This window comes from Collinsella aerofaciens ATCC 25986 (assembly GCF_010509075.1).
Lineage (GTDB): Bacteria > Actinomycetota > Coriobacteriia > Coriobacteriales > Coriobacteriaceae > Collinsella > Collinsella aerofaciens.
Genome location: NZ_CP048433.1, coordinates 1,182,173 through 1,208,628, shown reverse-complemented (window position 1 = coordinate 1,208,628; position 26,456 = coordinate 1,182,173). Strand labels below are relative to the sequence as shown.

The 26,456-nt window shown below is 61.6% G+C and carries 17 protein-coding genes; 12 read left to right on the top strand and 5 right to left on the bottom strand.

Annotation, left to right across the window (positions count from 1 at the left end; translation table 11 throughout):
* Window positions 1-137: 137 nt before the first annotated feature.
* The 3 genes from GXM19_RS05565 to GXM19_RS05555 form a co-directional block, all read right to left on the bottom strand.
* Window positions 138-923, bottom strand: a complete 786-nt coding sequence (locus GXM19_RS05565; protein ID WP_006234994.1) for a hypothetical protein — start codon at window positions 921-923, stop codon at window positions 138-140.
* Window positions 924-1,181: 258 nt separating this feature from the next.
* Window positions 1,182-2,585 carry an asparagine--tRNA ligase gene (asnS, locus tag GXM19_RS05560; protein WP_040359086.1) on the bottom strand — a complete coding sequence of 468 codons (1,404 nt, stop codon included), beginning with the start codon at window positions 2,583-2,585 and terminating at the stop codon, window positions 1,182-1,184.
* Between the two features lie 181 nt (window positions 2,586-2,766).
* The gene (locus tag GXM19_RS05555) at window positions 2,767-3,330 is read right to left on the bottom strand and encodes a PTS sugar transporter subunit IIA (RefSeq protein WP_040359007.1); all 564 of its coding nucleotides are present in this window, start codon (window positions 3,328-3,330) and stop codon (window positions 2,767-2,769) included.
* A 244-nt stretch (window positions 3,331-3,574) separates the two neighbouring features.
* Between GXM19_RS05555 and GXM19_RS05550 the strand changes: the two genes are divergently transcribed.
* The 5 genes from GXM19_RS05550 to GXM19_RS05530 all read left to right on the top strand — a co-directional run bounded on the left by GXM19_RS05550 (window position 3,575) and on the right by GXM19_RS05530 (window position 10,439).
* The gene (locus GXM19_RS05550) at window positions 3,575-4,477 is read left to right on the top strand and encodes an alpha/beta hydrolase (protein ID WP_006234997.1); all 903 of its coding nucleotides are present in this window, start codon (window positions 3,575-3,577) and stop codon (window positions 4,475-4,477) included.
* Window positions 4,478-4,663: 186 nt separating this feature from the next.
* Window positions 4,664-7,024, top strand: coding sequence for a ferrous iron transport protein B (gene feoB / locus GXM19_RS05545; RefSeq protein ID WP_040359009.1), 2,361 nt, complete (start codon window positions 4,664-4,666; stop codon window positions 7,022-7,024).
* A gap of 121 nt (window positions 7,025-7,145) precedes the next feature.
* Window positions 7,146-8,342 carry an MFS transporter gene (locus GXM19_RS05540; protein WP_006234999.1) on the top strand — a complete coding sequence of 399 codons (1,197 nt, stop codon included), beginning with the start codon at window positions 7,146-7,148 and terminating at the stop codon, window positions 8,340-8,342.
* Between the two features lie 153 nt (window positions 8,343-8,495).
* The gene (locus GXM19_RS05535; RefSeq protein ID WP_006235000.1) at window positions 8,496-9,872 is read left to right on the top strand and encodes an alpha-amylase family glycosyl hydrolase; all 1,377 of its coding nucleotides are present in this window, start codon (window positions 8,496-8,498) and stop codon (window positions 9,870-9,872) included.
* Between the two features lie 3 nt (window positions 9,873-9,875).
* Window positions 9,876-10,439: a DNA-deoxyinosine glycosylase gene (locus GXM19_RS05530; RefSeq protein WP_040359013.1), complete on the top strand. Its 564-nt coding sequence runs from the start codon at window positions 9,876-9,878 to the stop codon at window positions 10,437-10,439.
* A gap of 1 nt (window position 10,440) precedes the next feature.
* Here the strand turns inward: GXM19_RS05530 and GXM19_RS05525 are convergent, their stop codons facing one another.
* A complete protein-coding gene (locus tag GXM19_RS05525; RefSeq protein ID WP_006235002.1) occupies window positions 10,441-11,100 on the bottom strand; it encodes a hypothetical protein in 660 nt (219 codons plus the stop codon).
* A 93-nt stretch (window positions 11,101-11,193) separates the two neighbouring features.
* Here GXM19_RS05525 and GXM19_RS05520 point away from each other — a divergent pair, with 93 nt between their 5' ends.
* The 6 genes from GXM19_RS05520 (at window position 11,194) to GXM19_RS05495 (ending at window position 23,324) form a co-directional block, all read left to right on the top strand.
* Window positions 11,194-12,330 carry a pyridoxal phosphate-dependent aminotransferase gene (locus GXM19_RS05520; protein WP_006235003.1) on the top strand — a complete coding sequence of 379 codons (1,137 nt, stop codon included), beginning with the start codon at window positions 11,194-11,196 and terminating at the stop codon, window positions 12,328-12,330.
* 505 nt (window positions 12,331-12,835) lie between these two features.
* Complete coding sequence (gene rplJ / locus GXM19_RS05515; protein ID WP_006235004.1) at window positions 12,836-13,357, top strand: 50S ribosomal protein L10; 522 nt, start codon at window positions 12,836-12,838, stop codon at window positions 13,355-13,357.
* A gap of 102 nt (window positions 13,358-13,459) precedes the next feature.
* Window positions 13,460-13,837 (top strand): 50S ribosomal protein L7/L12, encoded by a 378-nt coding sequence (rplL, locus tag GXM19_RS05510; RefSeq protein WP_006235005.1) that lies wholly within the window; start codon window positions 13,460-13,462, stop codon window positions 13,835-13,837.
* Window positions 13,838-14,151: 314 nt separating this feature from the next.
* Window positions 14,152-15,060 (top strand): UTP--glucose-1-phosphate uridylyltransferase, encoded by a 909-nt coding sequence (locus tag GXM19_RS05505; RefSeq protein ID WP_006235006.1) that lies wholly within the window; start codon window positions 14,152-14,154, stop codon window positions 15,058-15,060.
* Window positions 15,061-15,347: 287 nt separating this feature from the next.
* Window positions 15,348-18,839: a DNA-directed RNA polymerase subunit beta gene (gene rpoB, locus GXM19_RS05500; RefSeq protein WP_199408987.1), complete on the top strand. Its 3,492-nt coding sequence runs from the start codon at window positions 15,348-15,350 to the stop codon at window positions 18,837-18,839.
* Between the two features lie 6 nt (window positions 18,840-18,845).
* Window positions 18,846-23,324 (top strand): DNA-directed RNA polymerase subunit beta', encoded by a 4,479-nt coding sequence (locus GXM19_RS05495; protein WP_172544926.1) that lies wholly within the window; start codon window positions 18,846-18,848, stop codon window positions 23,322-23,324.
* A 536-nt stretch (window positions 23,325-23,860) separates the two neighbouring features.
* On the opposite strand, the gene GXM19_RS05490 is transcribed toward GXM19_RS05495, so the two are convergent.
* Window positions 23,861-24,886 carry a DUF6273 domain-containing protein gene (locus tag GXM19_RS05490; protein WP_147293058.1) on the bottom strand — a complete coding sequence of 342 codons (1,026 nt, stop codon included), beginning with the start codon at window positions 24,884-24,886 and terminating at the stop codon, window positions 23,861-23,863.
* Between the two features lie 356 nt (window positions 24,887-25,242).
* Between GXM19_RS05490 and GXM19_RS05485 the strand changes: the two genes are divergently transcribed.
* Complete coding sequence (locus GXM19_RS05485; RefSeq protein WP_225093533.1) at window positions 25,243-26,400, top strand: IS110 family RNA-guided transposase; 1,158 nt, start codon at window positions 25,243-25,245, stop codon at window positions 26,398-26,400.
* Window positions 26,401-26,456 lie beyond the last annotated feature (56 nt).

Genomic DNA, 26,456 nt, shown 5'->3' with positions numbered 1-26,456 from the left:
GGCTGGAAACACTGCACTGGGACAAAGTGCAAGTGGAACTATAGTAGCGCTGATGTCCATTTTTACAACAGCCTGGCGGGTTTTTTAATACAGAATCGGATGGGCGGTACGGGTAGTCGAATGGGCGGCGGAGGGTCTTATGCGGCGGAGGAGGCGTCGTCCTCGTCTAGGGCGGCGAAGAGCTTCTTGCCGTCGAGGAGACGTGTGGTGACGTTTCTCATACGGGCGATCTCGACGGTGCGCAGCGTATCGTCGGTGCCTCGGGCGTCGTAGACCGTTCCCAGCAGATACGAGATGCCATCGCGCTGCCTGATGGCAAAGGGACGGAGTGTCATCCGTGCTGCTTCGGTTTCGCCGCGTGTCGTGACGCTCGAAATATCAAAACTCACCGTGGTTCCGTGGTCGATGGCCTGCTCGACGAGCTCGCACGTGTCGATGCGCTTGATGGGCGTGCGTGTTGCCTTGGTAGCCTTGCTGCCTGCGCTTGGAGCGGGTTCGGGTGTATCGAGGTAGCCGCGAACGTCGGCGCTCGCCATGGCAACTAAGTGCTGCGCCATGCTCTTGCGGATAGCGATAGGCGTGGAGCGGTTGCGCATGACCATACCGTGGAGCCGGATGATCTCTTCGTCGGTGAGCGGACGGGTCAAGAGCCGATACCCCACGCCGCGTTTGTACTCAATTTCGTATCCGGCATGGCGAAGTGCGGAGATGGCGGTGTAGATGCTGCGCCGCGCCGCCGAGATGGGCATGCGGGCGGGGTCGTCGGGATGGGCGAGGAGCCGGATCAACTCATCGGAAAGCATGGCCTTGTCCTCGCCGGTGTTCTCGCTTAATAGCTGCAAGATGCGAACGGCGCGATAGGCTGCCATCGACGCGGCGCCCCTAGTTGTGGTGTCGTAGGTTTCAACAGCGGTTTCGGTCATGGTGCCCACGTCCTTTCCGTTTTGGGTGGCGACGGTATGGAGCCTAGGGCGCGGGGTTTTCCCAGGGGCGCAGGGCGCTCTGGGCGGTCGGTAGTCGTCGGCAAACGGCGGTTCGAGTTTTCAACAGCCCTGTTCAACTGACCAAAAACTTGCCAAAAGCTTGACGGATGCTGTTGAAAAAAGCGTCTCTCGACCGATGTCGAGAGACGCTTGTGCGATGAGCGTTGGCGTGTGGCGACGCGAGCTAACGTCCGACGATTAGAAGTCGGCGTTGCCCACGGTGCGCGGGTGCGGCAGGACGTCGCGGATGTTGCCCACGCCGGTGAGGTACATCACCAAGCGCTCGAAGCCCAGACCGTAGCCGGCGTGCTTGCAGGAACCGTAGCGGCGCAGGTCCAGATAGTACTTGTACTGCTCGGGATTCATACCCAGGTCCTTGATACGGGCCTCGAGCAGATCCAGGCGCTCCTCGCGCTGGGAGCCACCGATGATCTCGCCGATGCCCGGCACCAGGCAATCGGCGGCGGCGACGGTCTTGCCGTCGTCGTTCATGCGCATATAGAAGGCCTTGATCTCTGCCGGGTAGTCGGTTACAAAGGTCGGGCGCTTAAAGTGCTCCTCGGTCAGGAAGCGCTCGTGCTCGGTCTGCAGGTCGATGCCCCAGCTGACGGGGTAATCAAACTGGTGGCCAGCAGCGACTGCCTGCTCCAGGATCTCGACGGCCTCGGTGTAGGTGACGCGGGCAAAGTCGGAGTTTGCCACGTGGTCCAGGCGTTCGATCAGGCCCTTGTCCACAAACTTGTTGAGCATGTTGAGCTCGTCGGGGCAGGTGGCCATAACGTCCTTAAGGACGTACTTGAGCATGGCTTCGGCGTTATCCATGTAGTCGTTCAGATCGGCAAAGGCCATCTCGGGCTCGATCATCCAAAACTCGGCGGCGTGGCGCGTGGTGTTGGAGTTTTCGGCGCGGAAGGTGGGGCCAAAGGTGTACACGTCGCCAAAGGCCATGGCAAAGTTCTCGGCGTTGAGCTGGCCGGACACGGTGAGGCTCGCGTGCTTGCCAAAGAAGTCCTGGCTCCAGTCGACCTCGCCGGACTCGGTGAGGGGCGGATTTTTGGGGTCGAGCGTGGTCACGCGGAACATCTCGCCGGCGCCCTCGCAGTCACTCGTGGTGATGATAGGGGTGTTGACGTAGACAAAGCCCTGCTCCTGGAAGAAGCGGTGGATGGCGGCAGCCGCGACAGAGCGGATGCGGAACACGGCTCGGAACAGGTTGGTGCGCGGGCGCAGGTGCTGCTGGGTGCGCAGGAACTCGACGGTTGCGCGCTTCTTCTGCAGCGGGTAATCCGGGGCGCTGACGCCCTCGACCTCGATGGAGGTGGCAGAAAGCTCGAAAGGCTGGGGCGCATCGGGGGTCAGCTTGACGGTGCCGGTGCAGATGAGGGCAGCCGAGACGTTTTGATGGGCGATCTCGTCGTAGTTGTCGAGCGCCTCGCGGTTCATGACGACCTGCAGGTCGCGGAAGCAGCTGCCGTCGTTGAGCGTAACAAAGCCAAAGTTCTTCATGTCGCGGACGGACTTGATCCAGCCGGCGACGGTGACGGTCTGGCCGCCGAGCGACTCGGCGTCGGCGTAGAGCTGCGCGATTTTGGTGCGGTTCACGTATCCTCCCATAACGGTTGAATGATAGTTATCCATACAGTTCGATATTCTAGCAGCTCGGCTCATTTGGGCTATACAGATAAGGCATTGGCGGGATGGTTTTTCAAACGAAAAGCGCCCGCGGCCAAATGGTCGCGGGCGCTTGACGAGGTGCCTTTTGGCTGTGTGGCGCGGGGCCTGACTACTTGGTCTTGGCAACCAGCAGCGGGTCGCCAAGCTTGACGAGCGGGTTGCCGCCGATAAGCGTTCCAGACTCGCCGACATGGTCGATGCTCTTAAGACGATCGAGCTCGGAGACGATGACGGTCACGATGTCCTCGTGGCCAGCGGCCTTAATGGCCTCGCGGTCGAAGCTGATGAGCGGCTGGCCTGCCTTGACCACATCGCCCATCTCGACAAAGCGGGCAAAACCCTTGCCGTTCATTTCCACGGTGCCCAGGCCAACATGGATGAATACGCGAAGACCGTCCTCGGTGATCATGCCAATGGAGTGGTTGGTGACGGTGGTAGCGCCGATGCGGCCGTTGGCGGGCGCATAGATGGTGCCGGTAATGGGCTCGATGCCATAGCCCTGGCCAAGCATGCCCGAGGCGATCGTCTCGTCGGGGACCTCGTTCAGGTTGACGAGCACGCCGTTGACGGGGGCATAGATGACGCCTTCGCGGGTGGCGAAGCTTGCTGCGGGCGGAACGGACGCCTCGCCCGTCGAGGTGAAGGTGGACTTAAGCGAATCGAGCAGACCCATAGTTGCCTCCAACTTAAATAGGCGCATATCGCGCGTTTGGTTTGCCGGAAACGTTTCATATGTGTTTCGCGGCTTGGTCAACGTCCCCTATTCTACGCTGCTCAGCGATACCTCTGAGCTGGGATTATGTGATATATCAGTTGAAGGGAAACTTATTGCTGGCGTGTTTCTGCGCCATGAGTTCAAGTGGGGTACGCTTGAAGGCGAAAAACAAGGGCGCTTAATTTGCGCGAAGGGAGCACATATGATTGTCGAGAACCATGCGCTGTGGGGCGAGGAGCCGACCGAGGAATATCCGGCGACGTTTACGTATCTGGGCGCCGAGCCGCTCCCCGACAAGCCCAATGGCCGCCGCCCCGCGGTGATCATTTGTGGCGGGGGCGGGTTTACACATATCGCTCCGCACGAGCAGGACCCGGTGGCGTTTGCATTTTTGGACCGCGGCTACCAGGCCTTTGTGCTCAACTATGTGACGAGCGGCACGGGCGATGTGAGCTTTCCGCACCCGCAGGCAGACCTTGCCAAGATGGTCGCCACGGTGCGCGCCAACGCCGACGAGTGGCATGTCGATCCCAAGCGCGTGTGCGTCGTGGGCTTCTCGGCGGGCGGCATGATCTGCGCCTCGCTGGCAACGCAGTGGAAGACTGGTCCCTTCGCGGGCCTGGCAGGGGCGCGTCCGGACGACATTCGTCCCGATGCCGTGGTGCTGGGCTATCCGCTGCTCGACTTTGCCTATGTGCGCGACATGCAGACGCGCGATCCGCGCATTGACTTGCGTGTGCCCAAGACGGGCGGCAAGACGGGGCGCGATTTGCTCAACGACTATTTGTCGATGGTGACGGGTGGCGAGGCAACTGACGAGCATCTGGCCGACATCTGCCCCACCACGCATGTTTCGCGTCAGATGCCGCCGACCTTTGTGTGGGGCGTGTCCGACGACAAGACGGCGCCGATCGCGCAGGTCTATCCGTTTGCGCAGCGCATGGCCGAGGAGGGCGTCGCATGCGAGATGCACGTCTTTGACCAGGGCGGCCACGGCCTTTCGCTCGGCAACGCCAACACTGCGGTCGACAACGAGGACAAGCAGGCGGCTGTCCGTCCTTGGATTCGCCTGGCCTTCCGCTTCCTGGAGCGCCACGGGTTTTAGTTACGGCGTTTTACCAAACCGCGTAACCACTTGACGCTGCGAGCCCGCCAGGGCGGCAATCTGTTAATTGAACGTCACTATGTGTTCGCGCTATCATGCATGGTTACAATTGGTTAGCCATGGCAAACGGTTAGCCATGGTAAACAAAATGCAACGCCCTGTGGGCGCCGGGGGAGGAACACGGACGTGAAGCTCGATACGCTCGAGATTGGAAAGGACGCCGTTGTCGCATCGGTGGCATCGGACGACCAGGCACTCCGACAGCATATTTTGGACATGGGCCTAACACCGGGCACCGAAGTCACCATGATGAAGTACGCCCCTATGGGCGACCCGCTTGAGATTCGCCTGCGTGGCTACGAGTTGACGCTGCGCAAGGACGATGCCGCTCGCATTGAGCTCGTAGATGTCCACGACACAGATACAGGTCCGCGCGCTAACGCCGCAATCGGCACGACGGAGCACCCGGCGCTCGGCGAGGGGACGTATTCGCCCCGCGCGGCAAAGACGGCCGTGCCCGAGGGCGCGCCGCTGCATTTTGCCCTCGCTGGCAACCAAAACTGCGGCAAGACCACGCTGTTCAACCAGCTGACGGGCTCCAACCAACACGTCGGTAACTTTCCCGGCGTGACGGTCGACCGCAAAGATGGCACTATCCGCAACCATCCCGAGGCGAGTGTCACCGACCTGCCTGGCATCTATTCGCTGTCGCCGTACACGGGCGAGGAGATCGTGAGCCGTCAATTCATCCTTGACGAAAACCCCGATGCCATCATCGACATCATCGACGCTACCAACATCGAGCGTAACCTGTACCTGACGCTGCAGCTTATGGAGCTCGATCGCCCCATGGTCATCGCGCTCAACATGATGGACGAGGTGACGACCAACGGCGGCGCCGTGGACGTCAATCTGCTCGAGAGTTTGTTGGGCGTGCCGGTTGTCCCCATTAGCGCTGCCCGCAACGAGGGTATTGGCGAGTTGGTGGACCATGCCCTGCATGTGGCGCGGTTCCGCGAACGTCCCGGCCGCTTGGACTTTTGCGCACCCGATGGTCCGGACGGCGGCGCGCTGCATCGCTGCATCCACGGCATCGCCAACCTTATCGAGGACCATGCCGCGACGGCGCACATTCCCGTGCGTTTCGCGGCGACCAAGCTGGTTGAGGGCGACGAGCTGGTAACCGAGGCGCTTCACCTGGACCGTAACGAGCTTGATGCCATCGAGCACATCATTACCCAGATGGAGGGCGAGGCCGGCACCGACCGTCTGTCCGCGCTGGCCGATATGCGCTTTAGCTTCATCGGCGACGTGTGTGGGCGCTGCGTCGTCAAGCCGCACGAGAGCCGCGAGCACGTGCGCTCCGTCAAGATTGACCGCATCCTGACGGGTCGTTACACAGCCATTCCGGCGTTTTTGGTGATCATGGGCCTCGTCTTTTGGCTGACGTTTGGCGTGATCGGCGCGGCGTTGCAGGGACTCATGGAGGACGGTATCGCTGCCATCATCGCCTCGGCCGATGCGGGCCTCAAGGCGTTCGGTACCAACGACGTGGTGCGCTCGCTGGCTGTCGACGGCGTGCTTACGGGTGTGGGCAGCGTGCTGACCTTTCTGCCGATTATCGTCGTGCTCTTCTTGTTCCTCTCCATTCTGGAAGACTCCGGCTACATGGCACGCGTAGCCTTTGTCATGGATAAGGTGTTGCGTCGCTTTGGCCTGTCGGGCCGCAGCTTCGTGCCCATGCTCGTCGGGTTTGGCTGCACCGTGCCGGCTATCATGTCGACCCGTACGCTCCCATCCGAGCACGACCGCAAGATGACGGTCATGCTCACGCCGTTCATGAGCTGCTCAGCCAAGTTGCCGGTTTACGGCTTGCTGTGCGGGGCGTTTTTCCCGCAGGCGACGGTTCCCGCCATGGTCTCGCTCTATCTGATCGGTATCGTGGTCGGCTGCATTGCGGCTTTGGTGCTCAACCGCACGGCATTTAAGGGCGATCCGGTGCCATTTATCATGGAGCTTCCCAATTACCGCCTGCCGAGCGTCAAGACGACAGTGATGCTGGCATGGGATAAAGCCAAGGATTTTATTACCAAGGCCTTTACCATTATCTTTGCCGCTACCGTGGTCATCTGGTTCCTTCAGACGTTCGATATCCGCTTTAATGTGGTCGCCGACCAGTCGCAAAGCCTGCTTGCGGGCCTCGGCAGCATCATTGCGCCGGCGCTGGCGCCGCTTGGGTTTGGCGACTGGCGTGCATCCACGGCGCTCGTTACCGGACTTATCGCCAAGGAGAGTGTCATCTCGACCCTCACCGTGCTTTTGGGTGCAACGTCACCCGCGGCGCTGTCGACCATGTTTTCGCCGTTTACCGCCTACGTGTTCTTGGTCTTTACGCTGCTGTACCCGCCCTGCGTGGCTGCCATCGGCGCCGTTAAGAGCGAGCTGGGCGCGCGCTACGCCGTTGCCGTGTTCGCGTTTCAAGTGACGGTCGCCTGGATCGTGGCGTTTGTCGTGCATTCGGCGGGCATATTGCTGGGGTTGGCTTAGTTATTTATTGACGGCGCAACCTTTGTGTATCGAATTGTTTTCGGCCCTGCGTCTGTTGCTGACGGATGCGGGGCCGTTGCTATATAATCGCCTCCGCTCAAAATGATTGGAGACGTTATATATGAGTCAGGCAAGGCAAGACGGCATCACGCTCAGGCAGTGGCTCCCGCTCGTCGGGCTCACCTGCTGTGCGTTCGTGTTCAACACGTCGGAGTTTATGCCCATCGGCCTTTTGACTGATATCGCCGCGTCGTTCTCGCTCACCGAGGCCCAGGCGGGCATCATGATCTCGGTCTACGCCTGGGGCGTCATGCTGCTGTCGTTGCCGCTCATGGTGTTTGCCTCGCGCTTCGAGTTCAAGCGGATGCTGCTGGGCGTGCTTGCCGTGTTCTCGCTGGGCCAGTTCCTGTCCGCCTTGGCGCCGACCTATCCCATCTTAGTCTGCGCGCGCCTGGTGGTTGCCTGCGCGCACGCTGTGTTCTGGTCGGTCGCCTCGATCATGGCGTCGCGCCTGGTTGACACACGCCACGGGGCGCTCGCCATCAGCATGATCGCTACGGGCTCTTCCATCGCACAGATTTTCGGCCTGCCGCTCGGCCGCGCCATTGGCCTGGCCGTGGGCTGGCGTATGACGTTTGCCGTGGTCGGGGTGCTGTCTACTGTCGCGGTCGTCTACCAGGCCACGGTCTTTCCTGCCATGCCAGCGGGTGAGCGCTTTACCGTCAAACAGCTGCCCGAGCTGCTCAAGAACCCGCTCCTCATCGCGCTCTACGCAGTCACGGTCTTCATGGCGACCGGCTATTACGCAAGCTACAGCTATATCGAGCCTTTCCTGGCTCAGGTCGCCCATGTCGACGCAAGCGCTATCACCATGACGCTGACGGCGTTCGGCTGCTCCGGTCTGCTCGGAAGCTGGCTGTTTGGCCGCCTGTTCGATGGGCATCGCTTCCCGTTCTTGGCTATCACGCTCTCCGGCGTGCCGGTGGCCCTGCTGCTCATGGGGCCGGCCGCATCGTCGCTCGTGACAGTGCTTGCCGTCTGCGCACTGTGGGGTTGCTGCGCCACGGCCTTTAACGTGGCGTTTCAGGCCGAGCTCATCAAGCACACGCCGGCAGATTCGTCGGCCGTCGCCATGTCGATCTTCTCGGGCCTGTTCAACCTCGGTATCGGCACGGGTACCGCGATCGGCGGAGCCGTGGTTTCGGGCCCCGGTATCGCCTGGATCGGCTGCGCGGGCGGTGCGATCGCTGCCGTGGGCGTCATCCTTGCCATCACGGTGATGTTCCCGGCTATCCGCCGCGCCAAGCCCGTCGCCTAATCACGTTCCCTCATCAGTTGCGGTGGAATAGTTCCTGTTTAAGGCTTCTGAAGGCCCAAGCAGGAACTATTCCACCGCAACTTATTTTGGGGAAGAGGATACAAGCCGGGCATACAATGGATGTCGTTGTGTTGCGCTTACCGGGAGGTTGCTATGTGGGCATACGAGACGACGTTCTATCAGATCTATCCGCTGGGCTTTTGCGGAGCTCCGCGCGAAAACGCCGCCCCCGTTGCCGAGAATGAGCTCGCCCAGGCCGCCGATGCCACAGCTAGCCCCGATGCCCCCATCATGAAGATTGCCCAATGGGCCGACTACCTGCAGGAACTCGGCGTTGGCGCCGTGCTCATCAACCCGCCGCTCGAGTCCGATAGTCATGGCTACGACACGCGCAGCCTGCGCCATATAGACCGTCGCCTGGGTGGGGACGCCGACTTTGCCGCCGTGTGCGAGACGCTGCACGTCCATGGCATCCGCGTGGTGCTCGATGCCGTCTTCAACCACGTCGGTCGCGGCTTTTGGGCCTTCCGTGATGTGCAGGAGCGCAAGTGGGATTCGCCGTACAAGGACTGGTTCCACATCAGCTTTGACGGTGACTCGTGCTACGGCGACGGCTTTTGGTACGAGGGCTGGGAGGGCCATTTTGAGCTTGTGAAGCTCAACCTGCAAAACCCCGCCGTGGTCGATTACCTGCTTGAGTCCGTGCGTCGCTGGACCGAAGTCTTTGGCGTCGACGGTCTGCGCCTGGACGTCGCCTATATGCTCGATCGCGATTTTATGCGCCGCCTGCATACTTTTACCCGTGAGCTCAAGCCCGACTTTGTGCTGATTGGTGAGACGCTCCACGGCGACTACAACCAGATCGTCAACGACGAGATGCTCGACTCCTGCACCAACTACGAGTGCTACAAGGGCCTGTACTCCAGCTTTAACTCGGTCAACATGTTCGAGATTGCCCACTCGCTTCATCGCCAGTTTGGCGGCGACCCCTGGTGCATTTATCGCGGCAAGCATCTGCTGTCGTTTGTCGACAACCACGACGTGCCGCGCCTGGCGAGCATCCTTACCGACAAGTCCTGCCTGCGCCCCGCCTACGGCATGCTCTTTGGTATGCCGGGCATTCCGTGCGTCTACTACGGCAGCGAGTGGGGGATTGCCGGCGAAAAGGGCGGCCCCGATGGCGATTGGGCGCTACGTCCTGCGCTCGATGAGCCCGCGCCCAACGAGCTGACGGCATTTGTCACGCAGCTGGCGCACCTGCGCTCGACAAACGACGCGGCAGCCCGTGCTCTCAACTACGGTGCCTATCGCAACGTGGTGATCCAGAACAAGCAGCTGCTGTTCGAGCGCGCCTGCGACGATGCGACGGTGTTCGTGGCGGTCAATGCCGTGAACGAGCCCTACACCTTTGGAGCTGGCGAACTCAGCGGCTCCTTCGTCGACCTGCTTGCCGACGATGCGCCCACGGTCGAGCTGTCGGGTGCCCTTGAGCTTGCACCCTATGAGGTGCGCTATCTGCTGAGGGCCTAGCTCGTGGCCGCGCCGGACGAGGGCTATCAACATATTGAGCATGGGTTTGAACCCGTGTTTGACGAGCACTCGCGCGTTTTGGTGCTGGGGTCGTTTCCCTCGGTGCTCTCGCGTGCCAATGCCTTCTACTATGGCAATCCGCAGAACCGCTTTTGGCGCGTGATGGCCGCGTGCCTTGGTGCGCCCGTGCCGCCCAACGAGGGAGACTCTTTGGCGAGCGGCGAACCCGCGACGCTTGACGCCTCGATTGCCGCCAAGCGGGTTATGCTGCTCAACGGCGGTGTGGCCCTGTGGGACGTGATCGAGAGCTGTGACATCAAGGGCTCAAGCGACGCGAGCATCAAAAACGTCGTTCCGGCGCATGTCGAGCGCATTACCGGTGCAGCTCCTATCGGGCAGGTGGTCTGTAACGGCGGCACGGCAGGACGGCTCTACAAGCGCTATCTACAAGAACGCACGGGGCTGTCGGCCATCGTTCTGCCGTCGACTAGTCCCGCCAATGCGGCATGGCGCCTAGAACGCCTTGTCGAGCGCTGGCGCGAGGCCGTTGATTGGGGCGCTCTGTAATTTAGATATCTGGTTGGGCGCGGGTGCCGAGGCATTTCATGATGGCATGCCAGATCGGTGCGGGCAGCGCGGGCTTGGCGCGCACCATGCCGTCGGCATCGACGCTTTCGGCATTGCCACCGCCAAGCAGCTGCGCATGCTCTATGGAGCAGCCCATGCGCACGGCGCCCACGAGCTTATCCATCGCTTCCGAAAATGGTCGGCGCAAGAGGCCCATGCGTGGGGAATGGCGAAGCGCTGCGATGCCGCTGCCAGCACAGATGACAACGCCGTCGCACCATGGCAGGTCACGTAGAATACATGCCCGGTATAGGCGGTCGAGGGCTTCGTCCGCCTGCTTGGTGTTTTTGGACAGGGCCTGAACGACGACATAGACGCGCGCGTCTGTATTCTTAAAGCGATCGAGTATCTCCTCGACAGCGATCATAGCCTCATCATCACATGCATCATCAACAGCGAGCACCATGCCATCGACTGCACCGGCATCATCCGCCTCCAAATCGATCGGGCGGGGGAGCGCCGTGCCAGAAAGCTGAGCATAGGCGGCGATGGCATCCTGCAGGTCCCAAAGCAAAAACTCAAGATCGGCGCTCTCGGGAATACTGACAAACGCGATGTTATGCAGTGTTTTTGGTACATCGCCGCGCGCGGTCACCTCCATGCCATCTCCTTTCCAGTCCGTTTCCGTTTAGGTTACACCGTCCGGTGGCGCTCCGCCGCGCTATCCTAGTGCAACCCTTACGAAAGGAACGCTATGCGCCTGCCCATGAATACCTCGCTTGCCACGCTCAAGCCCTCCGGCATCCGCCGAATCAACGCGCTCGCCGCCCAGCATCCGGGATGCATTGCGCTTGCGCTCGGCGAGCCCGATTTTCCCACGCCCGACGTGATTAGCGCCGAGGTGACGGCCTCGCTCGACCGCGGCGACACGCACTATCCGCCCAACAACGGCCGTCCCGCCCTGCGCGAGGCGTTGTCTGCCTACATGGGGGACGCGGACCTTACGTTTTCGGCCGACGAGGTCATCCTGACCGACGGCGCGACCGAGGCCCTGTCGGCAACATTCATGGCTATGCTCAACCCCGGCGACGAGGTCATCATCCCTACGCCGGCTTTTGGTTTGTACGAGAGCATTGTCGTGGCTAACCATGCCAAGACAGTCTTTTTGGATACGGAGCCCGCGCAATTTCAGATTGACGAGGAAGCGCTTCGCGCCTGTGTGACCCCGGCGACCAAGGCCATCGTTATCTGCTCGCCCAACAATCCCACGGGCTGCATTCTTAACGCGGCATCGCTCGACGCCGTGGCGCGCGTGGCGGAGCAGGCGGGCATCTACGTAGTCTGCGACGACGTATACAACCGCCTCGTCTATGTGGACGGCTACGAGCGCTTCGCCCAGCGACACCCGGAGCTGCGCGAGCAGACAGTCGTCATCGAGAGCTTCTCCAAGCCCTGGGCCATGACCGGCTGGCGCCTGGGCTGGCTCGCAGCGGCAGCCCCCGTCATCGCCGAGATCGCAAAAGCACACCAATACCTAGTATCGAGTGCCGTTTCATTTGAGATGGACGCAGCAGCGCGAGCCCTGACCGTCGACCCAACCCCCATGCTCGAAGTCTACCGAGCCCGTCGCGAACGCGTACTCGCGGCCTTAGACGCCATGGGCCTCGACGTAGTAGAGCCCGCAGGAGCCTTCTACACTTTCCCGAGCATCAAAAAGTTCGGCCTAACCAGCGAAGACTTCTGCATCAAAGCCATCAAAGAGGCAAACATAGCCCTAGTCCCGGGCGACTGCTTCGGCACCGAAGGCCACGTCCGCTTAAGCTACTGCGTCTCCGACAAAAATCTGGACGAAGGTCTCCGCCGCCTGTCCAACTTCGTGTCAACCCTATAGCCCAACGGGACGCAACACATCAGCCTACCGACCCAAGCATTATGAGTGGGGGCGTCAGCCAACGAAAACCCGGGCTGCCCAAAGTCAACGCAGGCACGCGCCGCCGAAGGCCAGGCGCAAGGGTTTCGTAGATTCCGCACGAGCCGAAGAGCACTTAATGTGCTCTTCGTGCGAGTCAGGACTTGACCGAGCGAAAACCTTGCGCCTGGCCTTCGGCGGCGCGTGCCGGATGGTGGAATTGTGTGCAGCCCGGTTTTCCGTTGACCGACGCCGGGGTCCCCGCCATAATACTTTCGGTTCACGCACGAATCCGCTGCCAGAGACAGCCGGCGCAAACGGGCATCGCCCGCGAGCTTAATGGGATATCCCGCCAGCCGAGGTGGTCGAGTAGATATGTCTTCTCGCCCCCGTCGCTCATGCAGCGCGGGGGCTTTCTTTTTGGACATGCCCCCGTCACGTCCTTGTGACGGACCGTGCCCGGAAAGAATTCGAGGAGGTGTAATTCATGCCCCAGCAGTACAAAATCGACAAGGTTGCAGAGATCGAGTCCCGTATCGCCGAGAACGCCGGTCTGTTCGTCGTCAACTACAACGGTCTGACGGTTAAGCAGGCTCAGGAGCTGCGTCATCAGCTTCGCGAGTGCGGCGCCGAGATGAAGGTCTACAAGAACAACCTGGTCAAGATCGCTCTCAAGAACCAGGAGCAGCCCGAGCTCGACGAGATCCTCGCCGGCCCCGTCGCTTATGTGTTCTACGAGTCCGAGCCGGTCGAGGCCGCTAAGGCCCTTAAGGACTTCTCCGCTAAGTCCAAGGGCGTCCTTGAGATCAAGGGCGGTATCTCCGACGGCAAGGCCGTTTCCGCTGATGATGTTAAGGCTATCGCCGAGCTGCCCACCAAGGATCAGCTTCTCGGCCAGATCGCCGGTCTCATCTCCGGTTTCGCTCGCGACATCGCTGTCTGCGTCAACGGCGTTTCCTCTGGTCTCGCTCGTTCGATCCAGCAGGTCTCCGAGCAGAAGGCAGCCTAGTCGCTGTTTTCACCCGCGGCGGCAACGCCGCACCCCTGGCGCATTCGCGCCGTGTTTTAACTGATCTCCGTGCATCCGCACGGAAACCGAAAGGACTTAGAAATGGCTAAGCTTACCACCGATGAGATCATCGATGCTCTTAAGGAAATGACCCTTCTCGAGGCTTCCGAGCTCGTCAAGGCTATCGAGGACACCTTCGGCGTTTCCGCCGCCGCTCCTGCCGCTGTTGTCGCCGCTCCCGCTGCTGGCGCTGCTGAGGCCGAGGAGAAGACCGAGTTTGACGTCGTGCTCGAGGGCTTCGGCGACAACAAGATCCAGGTCATCAAGGCCGTCCGTGAGCTCACCAACCTTGGCCTGAAGGAGGCCAAGGAGGTCGTCGAGGGCGCTCCCAAGGCTGTTCTCGAGGGTGCCAAGAAGGAGGACGCCGAGGCTGCCAAGGAGAAGCTCGAGGCTGCTGGCGCTGCTGTCACCCTCAAGTAATCAGGCTCTCTCGCCAGATTTCTTTGCAGACGGGGTTCGCATTGCGAGCCCCGTCTTTTTTTGTTTTGGCCCCTCATTCCCATTGTTCGGCACGCAGAACACTGCCGTCTTCGCCGTGCCAATCCCGTTACCGCTGGGGCGTAAAATTGCACCATTCGAGCAATAATTTGCGTTGACCTGCTGAAGAATTACGTTTGCCTTACGGTGACGTATGTCTCCGGCGGTAAGATACTTCGGTATCGCAATTTGGTCTGCGGCCGCCGTGCCGCACGCATGGGGCGCATTCTGCGCCTGCGAAAGGATCCTTGAATAACATGAAGGCAATCATCCCCGCCGCCGGTCTTGGCACGCGTTTTCTGCCTGGCACTAAGTGCACGCCCAAAGAGATGCTGCCGGTGCTCGACAAGCCGGTCATCCAGTATGTCGTCGAGGAGGCGCTCGACCCCGAGGAGGTCGACGACGCCATCATCGTTACCTCTCCCGGTAAGCCCGAGCTGCTGAGCTACTTCCAGCCCGATCGTTCGCTCGAGAATCTGCTGCGCGAGCGTGGTAAGGATGCTTACGCCGACGCCGTCGCCCATGCGGGCGGTATGCCGGTCGACTTCCGTTATCAGTACGAGCCCAAGGGCCTCGGTCACGCCATTCGCTCTGCCGCCGATGCTGTGGCAGGGGAGAACTTCCTGGTTCTTCTGGGCGACTACGTTGTGCCCAACCGCGACATCTGCGACAAGATGCTGGCCGTCTCCAAGGAGCACGGTGGCGCTTCGGTTATCGCCGTTGCCGCGTGCGCTCCCGAGGAAGTCAGCCGCTATGGCGTCATCGCCGGCGATCGCGTTGGCTCGCTCGAGGGCTTTGAGAATGCTGCCGACGACGAGCCCGGTGCCGTTTGGCGCATCGGCGGTCTGGTCGAGAAGCCCGCTCCCGAGGCGGCTCCGTCCAACCTGTACATCGTCGGTCGTTATCTGCTGAGCCCGCTGGTCATGGACCTGCTCGCCGATCAGCAGGCCGGCAAGGGCGGCGAGATCCAGCTCACCGACGCCATGGCCCGCTCGCTCGATCGCGAGGCCATGTATGCCGTCGTCATCGACCCGCTGTCGGGCTACGACACCGGCACCCCGTCTGGCTGGATGGCCACCAACGCCCTCATGGCTGCAAGCGATCCTCGCTTTGCCGGCGCATTCTGGGACGCCATCGACGAGCGCGGCGGTTTGATGCGCAAATAAGCCTTCGGGCATCGACATTTACGGGTGCAGACTTCGGTCTGCACCCGTTTTTTATAAGAGCTGCGATTGCCGACTCTCTGTTCACAGAAAATATATGAACAGGTGTTCGATACACACCTATCTACCTGCGCATTTTCTGTCGAAAAACTTTGCTACTCCAAAAACTCAATCGCGTCAAGGCTTTTCTTGCCCAACGGTCGGTACCTGATAAACTATTAGGTTGCGATAACTGGCGAAGCTATGCCTCGCCAACCCACCGAGCATTTCCGTGAAGGAGGAAAAACCTGGTGACCTACGCATACACTGCCACTGAGCGCAAGCGCGTCAGCTTCGGGAAAATCCCGGAGGCCATGGAGCTCCCCAACCTTATCTCTGTTCAAAGGGAATCCTTTGAGCGTTTTAAGGACGAGGGCCTTCGTGAGGCGTTCAAGGAATCCAGCCCCATCCAGAGCCAGAACCATGTTCTCGAGGTTACCTTCGGCGAGCATCAGTTCGGCGACCCCGCGCACACCGTCGAGGAGTGCCGCGAGAAGGATATGACCTATCAGGCTCCGCTTCTGACCGACGTCCGTCTCACCAACAAGGAGACCGGCGAGATCAAGGAGCAGCTCGTCTTCATGGGCGACTTCCCCATGATGACCGATCAGGGCACCTTCATCATCAACGGTACCGAGCGTATCGTCGTCTCGCAGCTCGTCCGCTCCCCGGGCGTGTACTACAGCTCCGAGATGGATTCGGGCAAGCAGATCTACAAGGCCCAGATCATCCCGTCCCGCGGTGCCTGGCTTGAGTTTGAGGTCGACAAGCGCGACCAGCTCATGGTCTCCATCGACCGTAAGCGCAAGCAGAGCGCCACGATGTTCCTGCGCGCCCTTGGCATCGCCGTCACCAACGACGACATCATCGAGCTGCTCGGCAACTCCGATGTGATCAAGCGCACCCTGGAGCGCGACACCGCCCTCACTCGCGAGGACGCCCTCATCGAGATCTACCGTCGCCTGCGTCCGGGCGAGCCTCCCACCGTGGATGCTTCCCGCAGCCTGCTCGAGGGCCTGCTCTTTAACCCGCAGCGCTATGATCTGGCCCGCGTCGGTCGTTACAAGGTCAACAAGAAGCTCAACCTCACCACCGAGGAAGAGGTCACGGTGCTCACCGACGAGGATATCGTCGCGACGCTGCGCTACCTGCTGTCCCTCGCTGCCGGCGAGCAGGGCTTCAAGGTTGACGACATCGACCACTTCGGTAACCGCCGTATCCGCACCGTCGGCGAGCTCGTCGCCAACCAGTTCCGTATCGGCATGAGCCGTATGGAGCGCGTCGTCCGCGAGCGCATGAGCTCCCAGGACATCGACGAGATCACCCCACAGTCGCTCATCAACATCCGCCCGATCGTGGCCTCCATCAAGGAGTTCTTCGGTTCCTCTCAGCTCTCGCAGTTCATGGACCAGGCGAACCCCCTGACCGGTCTGACCCACAAGCGCCGTCTGTCCGCACTCGGCCCTGGTGGTCTTGCCGGCCACAAGTCCGGCTCCAGCCGCCGCACCAACGTGCCGACGGCCGTCCGCGACGTTCACAATTCGCACTACAGCCGCATGTGCCCGATCGAGACCCCCGAAGGCCCCAACATCGGCCTGATCGGCTCGCTCGCCCTCTACGCCCGCGTCAACGAGTATGGCTTCATCGAGGCCCCGTTCCGTCGCGTCGAGAACGGCGTTGCCACCGATCAGATCGACTGGATGACCGCTGACGAGGAAGAGAAGCACGTCATCGCGCCGGCCAACACGCCGCTCGATCCCAAGACCAACGAGTTCATCACGACCGATGCCGAGGGTAAGATCGTCCGTCCGCACACCGTGATCGCCCGTACCCGCGACTTCGACGGCTCCTTCGGCGCTCCCGCCGACGTGCCCGTCGAGGACGTCGACTACATGGACGTCTCGCCGCGTCAGATGCTCTCCGTCGCAGCCACGCTGATCCCGTTCCTTGAGCACGATGACGCCAAGCGTACGCTGATGGGCGCCAACATGCAGCGTCAGGCCGTGCCGCTGGTTCACCCCGCCGCTCCCTATGTCGGTACCGGCATGGAGCGTCGCGCCGCTCTGGACTCCGGCGAGGTCACCCTGGCCAAGAACGCCGGCGAGGTCATCTTTGCCGACGCCGCCAAGATCATCGTCAAGCATGCCGGCGGCATGGACGAGTACCACCTGGCCAAGTACCAGCGCTCCAACCAGTCCACCTGCATCAACCACCGTCCGCTCGTTCGCGTTGGTGACACCGTTGAGCAGGGCGAGCCTCTGGCCGACGGTCCTTCGACCGATCACGGCGAGCTCGCACTGGGTCAGAACCTCACCGTGGCCTACATGCCGTGGGAAGGCTTTAACTACGAGGACGGTATCGTCGTGTCCGAGCGCCTGGTGGCCGAGGACCTGCTGACGACCATCAACATCACCCGTCACGAGATCGACGCCCGCGACACCAAGCTCGGCCCCGAGGAGATCACCCGCGAGATCCCGAACCTCTCCGAGGACATGCTTGCCAACCTCGACGAGGACGGCATCATCCGCATCGGCGCCGAGGTCGGCCCTGGCGACATCTTGGTCGGCAAGGTCACGCCTAAGGGCGAGAGCGCTCTGACCGCCGAGGAGCGCCTGCTGCGCGCCATCTTCGGTGCCAAGGCCCACGACGTCCGCGACACCTCCCTTAAGATGCCTCACGGCGCTTACGGCCGCGTCATCGACGTCGTCCGCTTTAGCCGCGAGAACGGCGACGACCTGGCCCCCGGCGTCAACGAGCAGGTGCGCGTCTACGTCGCCCAGCGTCGTAAGATCCAGCAGGGCGATAAGATCGCCGGCCGCCACGGCAACAAGGGTGTTATCTGCAACGTTCTGCCGGTCGAGGACATGCCCTACATGGCTGACGGTACCCCGATCGACGTTATCCTCAACCCGCTGGGCGTTCCTTCGCGTATGAACGTCGGCCAGCTGCTCGAGTGCCACCTTGGCTGGGCTGCTGCGTGCGGTTGGGATACCGAGCAGGCCGACTCCGACAAGTACGTCCCCGGTCCGTTCTTCACCGCCACGCCCGTCTTCGACGGCGCCAAGGAGGACGAGATCGCCGAGGTCATCCGTCGTGCCAACAAGAACATGCTCAACAAGGCTACCGCTGCCTTTGGCGATCACATGCGCCCCGAGTTCGTCACCCAGCTTGACGAGCGCGGCAAGACCCGCCTGTTCGACGGCCGCACCGGCGAGGAGTTCCGCGAGCCCATTACCGTGGGTACGTCCTACATCCTCAAGCTCGGCCACATGGTCGACGACAAGATCCACGCCCGTTCGACCGGCCCTTACAGCCTGGTTACCCAGCAGCCTCTGGGCGGCAAGGCTCAGTTCGGCGGCCAGCGCTTCGGCGAGATGGAAGTTTGGGCACTGTACGCTTACGGTGCTTCCAACGTCCTGCAGGAGATCCTGACCGTCAAGTCCGACGATACCGTGGGCCGTGTCAAGACCTACGAGTCCATCGTCAAGGGCGAGAACGTTCCTGTCCCGGGTATCCCCGAGTCCTTCAAGGTTCTCGTCAAGGAGATTCGCTCCCTCGCACTGGACATCGAGCCCATGCACGATGCCGACGAGGACGCCTCCGCCCCTGTGACCGCCGAGGAGACCTCTGCTCTCGACGACCTGGCTGCGCTCGCCGGCGTTGACGCCGACGTCGAGGCCGAGGATGCCGAGACCGCCGAGGCACCCGAGGCTGTCGCCGCCACGACCACTGATAAGGAGTAGTTGACTGTGGCAGATTTCGAAGCTACTGATTTTGACTCGGTAAAGATCTCCCTTGCCTCCGCCGACCAGATCCGTTCCTGGTCGCACGGTGAGGTCAAGAAGCCGGAGACCATCAATTACCGTACCCTCAAGCCCGAGAAGGACGGCCTGTTCTGCGAGAAGATCTTCGGTCCCGCCAAGGACTGGGAGTGCTCCTGCGGCAAGTACAAGGGCATCCGCTTTAAGGGCATCGTCTGCGAGCGCTGCGGCGTCGAGGTCACCTCGGCCAAGGTGCGTCGCGACCGCATGGGCCACATCGAGCTCGCCGCTCCCGTGTCCCACATCTGGTACTTCAAGAGCCCCACGAGCTTCCCGATGAGCCGTATGCTCGACATCAAGTCCAAGGACCTCGAGAAGGTTCTGTACTTTGCCAGCTACATCATCACCGAGGTTGACTACGAGGCTCGCGAGGCCGACGCCGACGACCTGCGCGAGGAGCTCGCCGCCGATCTGGAAGAGATCGATGCCGAGTGCGCCCGCCAGATCGAGTCCCTCAAGGAGCAGGGCAACCCCGAGAACTTTGACGAGTTCTCCGACGAGGAGCCGCTGACCCCCGAGGAGATCGCCTCTGGCATCGTCGACATCGAGGAAGAGTGCAAGGACGAGAAGCAGCTCCGCACGGACGCCTTCAACGCCTTCATGAAGCTCAGCGAGCGCGACCTCATTTCCGATGAGCCGCTGTTCCGCGAGATGACCCGCTACTACTCGATGTACTTCAAGGGCGGCATGGGTGCCGAGGCCGTCCGCGACCTGCTCGCTGCCATCGACCTCCCCTCCGAGGCCGAGAAGCTCAAGGCCATCATCGCCGACGAGGACTCCCAGAAGCAGAAGCGCGAGAAGGCCGTTAAGCGCCTCGAGGTCGTTGACGCCTTCCTGAAGGGCGGCAACAGCCCCGCGAACATGATCCTGGACGTCATTCCGGTCATTCCGCCCGATTTGCGCCCGATGGTCCAGCTTGACGGTGGCCGTTTCGCCGCGTCCGACCTCAACGACCTGTACCGTCGCGTGATCAACCGTAACAACCGACTCAAGCGCCTGCTCGACCTGGACGCCCCTGCGATCATCGTGAATAACGAGAAGCGCATGCTCCAGGAGTCCGTGGACGCCCTGTTCGACAACGGCCGTCGTGGTCGCCCGGTCTCTGGCCGTGGCGGTCGCCCGCTCAAGTCGCTCGCCGAGGCCCTCAAGGGCAAGCAGGGTCGTTTCCGTCAGAACCTGCTGGGCAAGCGTGTCGACTACTCCGGCCGTTCGGTAATCGTTACCGACCCCAAGCTGCTGCTGCACCAGTGCGGTCTGCCCAAGACCATGGCGCTGGAGCTCTTCAAGCCCTTCGTCATGAAGCGCCTGGTCGAGCTTGGCAAGGTCGAGAACATCAAGGGCGCCAAGCGCGCTATCGACCGCGGTGCCACCTTTGTGTGGGATATCCTCGAAGAGGTCATCGACGGCCGCGTCGTGCTGCTCAACCGTGCACCGACCCTGCACCGTCTGTCCATCCAGGCCTTTGAGCCGGTGCTGGTCGAGGGCAAGGCTATCCACCTGCACCCGCTGGTCTGCTCGCCCTTCAACGCCGACTTCGACGGCGACCAGATGTCTGTCCACGTGCCGCTGTCCAGCCAGGCTCAGGCCGAGGCCCGCGTGCTCATGCTCTCTGCGAACAACCTGCGCTCGCCGGCATCCGGCAAGCCGGTCAACATCCCCTCGCAGGACATGATCATCGGTGTGTACTACCTCACCCAGGTCCGCGACGGTCTGCCGGGCGAGAACCATGTGTTCGCCAGCTTCGACGACGCGCTGCACGCCTATGACTGCCGCTCCGAGGTCGACATGCAGGCCAAGATTCAGGTCCGCGTGTCCGCTGCCGACGCCAATGTCATCAACGAGGACGGCACCCGTATCTTCCGCGTTAAGAACGGCAAGAACGAGTTTGTCGACTACGACGTCACCGGCAACAAGACCGCGCGCTTCGAGACCTCCATCGGCCGCATCATCTTCAACCGCCAGTGCCTGCCCGAAGACTATGAGTTCATGAACTACAAGATGGTCAAGGGCGACGTGGCCAAGCTGGTTGCCGACTGCTGCGATCGTTACCCCGAGGCCAAGGTCGGCCCGATCCTCGACGCCATCAAGTACTCTGGCTTCCACTACGCTACCCGCGCCGGCCTCACCATCTCGGTGTGGGACGCTCTCATCCCTGCCGAGAAGCAGGAGCTGCTCGATCGCGCCCAGGCCAACGTCGACCAGATCAACGAGTACTTCGAGGAGGGCTTCATCAACGAGACGGAGCGCCACATCGAAGTCGTTAACGAGTGGACCGCTTGTACCGACAAGGTCGCAGCGCTCATGCTCGACATGTTCGACGAGGAGAACCCGCTGTACATGATGGCCGACTCCGGCGCCCGTGGTTCTAAGACCCAGCTGCGTCAGCTCGGCGGCATGCGTGGCCTGATGGCAGACATGTCCGGCGAGACGATCGACCTTCCCATTAAGGCGAACTTCCGCGAGGGCCTGCTGCCGCTCGAGTACTTCATTTCGACCTACGGCGCCCGTAAGGGCCTGGTCGATACCGCATCCCACACCTCGGACTCTGGTTACCTGACCCGTCGTCTGGTCGACGTGGCCCAGGACGTCATCGTCCGCGAGGAGGACTGCGGTACGCACGAGGGCGTCACCTACAACCTCATCATCCCCGGCACCACTGACCTCAACACCGACCTCGTCGGCCGTTGCTTCATTGAGGACGTCGTGGCTCCCGATGGCACCGTGCTCTTTGAACAGGACGGCTACATCGAGAAGGTCGCCGACATCCAGAAGATGGTCGATGCGGGCCTCAAGAAGGTCAAGCTTCGCGCGCTGCTCACCTGCCGCTCCAAGTACGGCGTGTGCCAGAAGTGCTACGGCTGGGATCTTTCCACCCGTCGTCCGGTCGCCATCGGTACCGCGGTCGGCATTATTGCCGCCCAGTCCATCGGCGAGCCCGGTACGCAGCTTACGATGCGTACCATTCACTCCGGCGGCGTCGCTGGCGTCGACGATATTACGCAGGGTCTGCCTACGGTCAGCCGTATGTTCGATATCGTCGGCAACGTCAACGAGAAGATCCTGGGTCGCGAGGCCGAGCTGGCTCCGTACTCTGGCCACCTCTCGATTAAGCCCGAGAAGTCCGAGTACGTGCTGACGCTCACCGACTCCGAGGATCACACCCGTGTCCTCGACGAGCGTCGCGTCCCCGCTTCGGTGCGCTTTATGCCCGAGATCGAGGACGGCTGCGAGGTTCGCGCCGGTGACCAGATCACCAAGGGCTTCGTCAACTTCCGCAACCTGCGCAAGCTGACCGACATCGAGTCGACGATGCACACCTTCGTCGAGAGCGTCAAGGACGTCTACACCAGCCAGGGCGTCGACCTGAACGACAAGCACATCGAGGTGCTCGCACGTCAGATGCTGCGTCGCGTTCAGATCACCAACCCCGGTGACTCCAAGTACCTGCTTGGTCAGTACGTCGACCGCTACGAGTTCGCCGACGAGGTCGAGCGCGTTGCCCGTCTGGGCGGTCAGGCTCCTGTGGCCGAGCCCGTCATCCTGGGTACGCTCAAGGTCGCGTCCAACATCGACTCCTGGCTGTCGAGCGCTTCGTTCATCCGTACCGCCGGCGTCCTTACCGAGGCTGCCATCGAGGGCAAGGTCGACCACCTGCTCGACCTTAAGTCCAACGTCATCGTCGGTAAGAAGATCCCGGCCGGTACCGGCCTCAAGCCGTACGCCAACGCCAAGCTGACGTATCGTACGGCCGACGGCTACGTGGACATCGACGGCCCGGCTTCGCCCAACGCCAAGTCGCTGCCCGAGTGGGCTCCGGTTGAGCTCAAGGACCTGGACGAGCAGCTCCCGCAGCAGCTCGACTGGGCCGGCTACGACGAGTTCGGTGGTGCTGACGGTTCGTTCACCCGCAACGGCCACACCATCTCCGCCGAGAAGGCTCGTCTGTACCTGTTCGACGACCTGGGCGTGTCGCAGCGCTGGACCAACAAGTTCAGCGAGGTCGGCATCGAGACGGTCGGCGACCTGGTCGGCAAGTCCGAGGAGGATCTGCTGCGCATCGATGGCATCGGTGCCAAGGCGATCGAGGAGCTCCGTGACGGCCTGGAGGCCCACGACCTGCTCTACATCCTCGAGAACAACGACGACGTTGCCGACGAGGAAGACCTCTCGCAGCTGCTGCAGATGGTCTTTAGCCCCGACGGTCCGGACGACATCCTGCTGGGCACCTCCGCCGCGCCGACGCATCACGCCGACGCCGACGAGGAGCTCCTGGGCGCCCCGATCGACGACAAGAAGACTCCCGCCAACGGTGCCATCAACGAGGACATGGCTTCCCTCGACGAGCTGCTCAACCAGCTCGTGGACACCGACGACGCCGAAGAGGCCAAGGACAACGACGAGGAGTAACTAGTTCCGCCGTTCTAACGAACGGCGGCGACCTCCGTCGCTGCGCGGCCCCCAGAGCTACAATCTGTCATTCAAAAGGCAGGGCATGACCAAAAGGTCAATGCCCTGCCTTTTTCATGCCACCTTGTACGCTCTGGGGGCCGCTCGCTTGCGTATGCTCAACCTGTTGCGTTCCGTTGGTCCGTTGGGGACGGAGGAAAACGGATCATTTTGAGGCGCGATTTCGGAAGTATGCGTCAAAAGCTTGATGGGTCGACCACACCGCATATGCTCAAGCGCTCTACCTGCTGGTTTAATATCGCAAAACCCTTGTGCGCTCAGCAAGTTCAAAATTTGCCGCATACTTCCGAAAAAACGCGTCGTTTCATAAACGATGGGGGAGACGAATGGCCATGAAGGTGCGACCTCTATGCTGTTTAGGGCAACAAATGAGCGTCGTGCACGGGTAAAGTAAGGGCCCGATCCGAAGTTTCGAATCGGGCCCTTGTGGTGGAGCTCTACTTTGTGAGAGTAGAACGATATGTCTAGTTCGCGGGCTAGATGCAGAACGCAGGTCTTACGCCAACAATGGGGTCGCCGTCCTTGTTGTATGAATAGGGCTGGCTATCGTTGGTGATTCGTGCCGCTTCCCCATCGCCATCGGAAAAGCATGCCCTAAAGCAAGGACGAAGAGTGGTGAAGTAGGCGACTTCGTAGGTTGACCATGAGCGCAGCCACCAGCCGCCTCCCCTTTCAGAGTCATACGTACCGAGAATTTTGTTTGGCTTATTCTGCTTTACGCCACCGTCTTTATAGATTTGATACTGGGACCCTTCCTGAAGTAGATAGTTGAAATCATTATCCGAAGGATCAAAGCCGAGATCATCGGTTGCTAAGACCTCAACGTAGGAAGGCAGCCACAACTTATCCGAACTTGTAATTGCTTTTGGGGTAGATTCGTGGCCCTCCAAACCTACGCTAGGGCTACCATCTTCGTCGCTATCGTCATCATAATACGGCAGAGTTGTCGCAACCAGCGGCATTACCGCATCGGTTTTGTCTACGGCGACGATCTTGTCGCTCAGCTCGGAGGGGAGCTGACCGGTAAATGAATCGTTCAACCATGTATGCAGGGAGGTGTCCTCCCAACTGAGCGTGGCCGATCCGTTGTCTTGGATTTCTTGGAACAGGTTGTCCATGTCCGTTTTCTCGCACATGTTTTGTTTGGCGACATCGTCCGTGAAGATGAAGGTGATGCCGGCCTTACCGGAGCCGTCGGACTTGTCGTCGTGATTGAAACCCATGATCATGACTTTGGTCTGGGTGCCGTCGGAGAGCGTGACGTCCTTGGTCTGGGTGCCATCGAGCTTTCCGTCGCTCGTGCAGAGATGATACTTTTTGGCGACCTCGATGGCGCCGTTCTGGTCGCCCTTCTTGGAGATGAGCTGGGAGATCTGCGAGATTTCGTCCCACGAGTAGTCGTTGAGACAACCCCTGACTTCGGGGCCCTTGGGGATGAGGACAAAGGCTGCAGCGGCGATAACGATGACGGCGGCAACAATGCCTCCGACGATGACGGGCATAGGCGGTTTGTGTCCGCGCTTCTGCACGACGCCCATTGGCATTGCACTAGGCGTGCCTGCGCTTACCGAGTAATCGGCTGTACCCATTACAGTCTGAAGTGGGCCACCGATAAATTTCGATGGCGAGCATTCGGCGCATTGCCTACGATACGGGCAAGCCCCGAGGGGCCGCCGATCGGGCGCCTCCGGATGGCCGTCTGCCCCTGCCCCGTAGAGGGCCCGGGGGGTGTTGCCACCGGGGGCGCTCGCCGCTCCGGACGACTGATAGGAAACTGCCGGGCGCAAGCGCCACGGCCAGGTAATGTGGGTGTCGCAGGGAGGGGTTCCGATCGGCCTACCGATTGGAGGATAACACCGTGGCACCACCTAGAATGCCGGAAGCCGTCATCGGGCTCGATGTCGGGAAATTGTCCCATTGGGCATGCGTCGCGACCCGGGACGGCGAGATACTGCTGAGCGCCCCCGTCGCGAACAGGGAGGGCGATCTGGACTCGCTGTTCGGCCGCTTCCCCGACGCGCTCGTGGTCGTCGACCAGTCGCGCAACATAGGCGCCCTCGCGCTCGCCCGCGCCAAGGCGGCCGGGATGTCGGCGGCGTACCTGCCGGGACTCGCGGCACACGGGGCCGCCAGGCTCTTCGCCGGCGACGCCAAGACCGACGAGCGGGACGCAATGGTCATCGCGAAGACGGCGCTGGGCATCCCCGACGCACTCCTGCCGGTCGGGGATCCGGGCCCGACGGTCGCGGCGGCGAGGGCGCTGGCCGCCCAGAGAAACTTCCTGACCTGCGAAAACACCAGGAGCAAGAACCGGCTGCGCAGCATCCTGCTGGAATCGTGCCCCGCCTTCGAGGCGTTGGTCGACCTGTCCGACGGTCCCCAGCTGAGGCTCATGGCATCCCTCGGCGGGGCCTGGTCGGTGGCCGACGCCGGGCCCCGCAGGGCGGCGGCGCTCACGCGCGGGGCGGCGCGCGGCAAGATCGAGGCCCTCGTCCGCTCGACGGCCTCCTCGACAAGGCCGGACGCGGCGGCCATCGCCGCCGAGGACCGGGCGGTGAGGCTGCTCGCGCGCAGGATCTCCGAGAACTCGGCGGAGATCGATGTGATCACGGCGGAGATATCCGCCCTCCTCGAGGGCGACGATACCTACCGATGCCTCCTGACGGTGCCGGGGATCGGCCCCAAAACCGCTTCCGAGCTCGCGATCTCCATAGATATCGAAGACTTCCCAAGCCACGACAGGCTCGCGTCGTACTGCGGCCTGGCGCCGCGCAACCGCCAGTCGGGGACCTCGATCTCCTCGGTGACGGCATCGCGCCAAGGCAACAAGAGGCTGAAGAACCTGCTCATATTCTCGTGCAACTGCCTTACCCGGACAGAGGGAAGATGGGGCGATTACTACGCTAGGTGCCGAGAGCGGGGCATGCCGCACGGCAAGGCGCTCAAGGCGCTGGCACGAAAGAGGCTGAAGGTCATCTACGCGATCATGCGGGACAGGGTGCCCTACGCCGCCTAGTCGAAGCGCTCCGAACAGATTGGAGCCCATCGGCCGAAAGGCCTGGCGTTAGCATG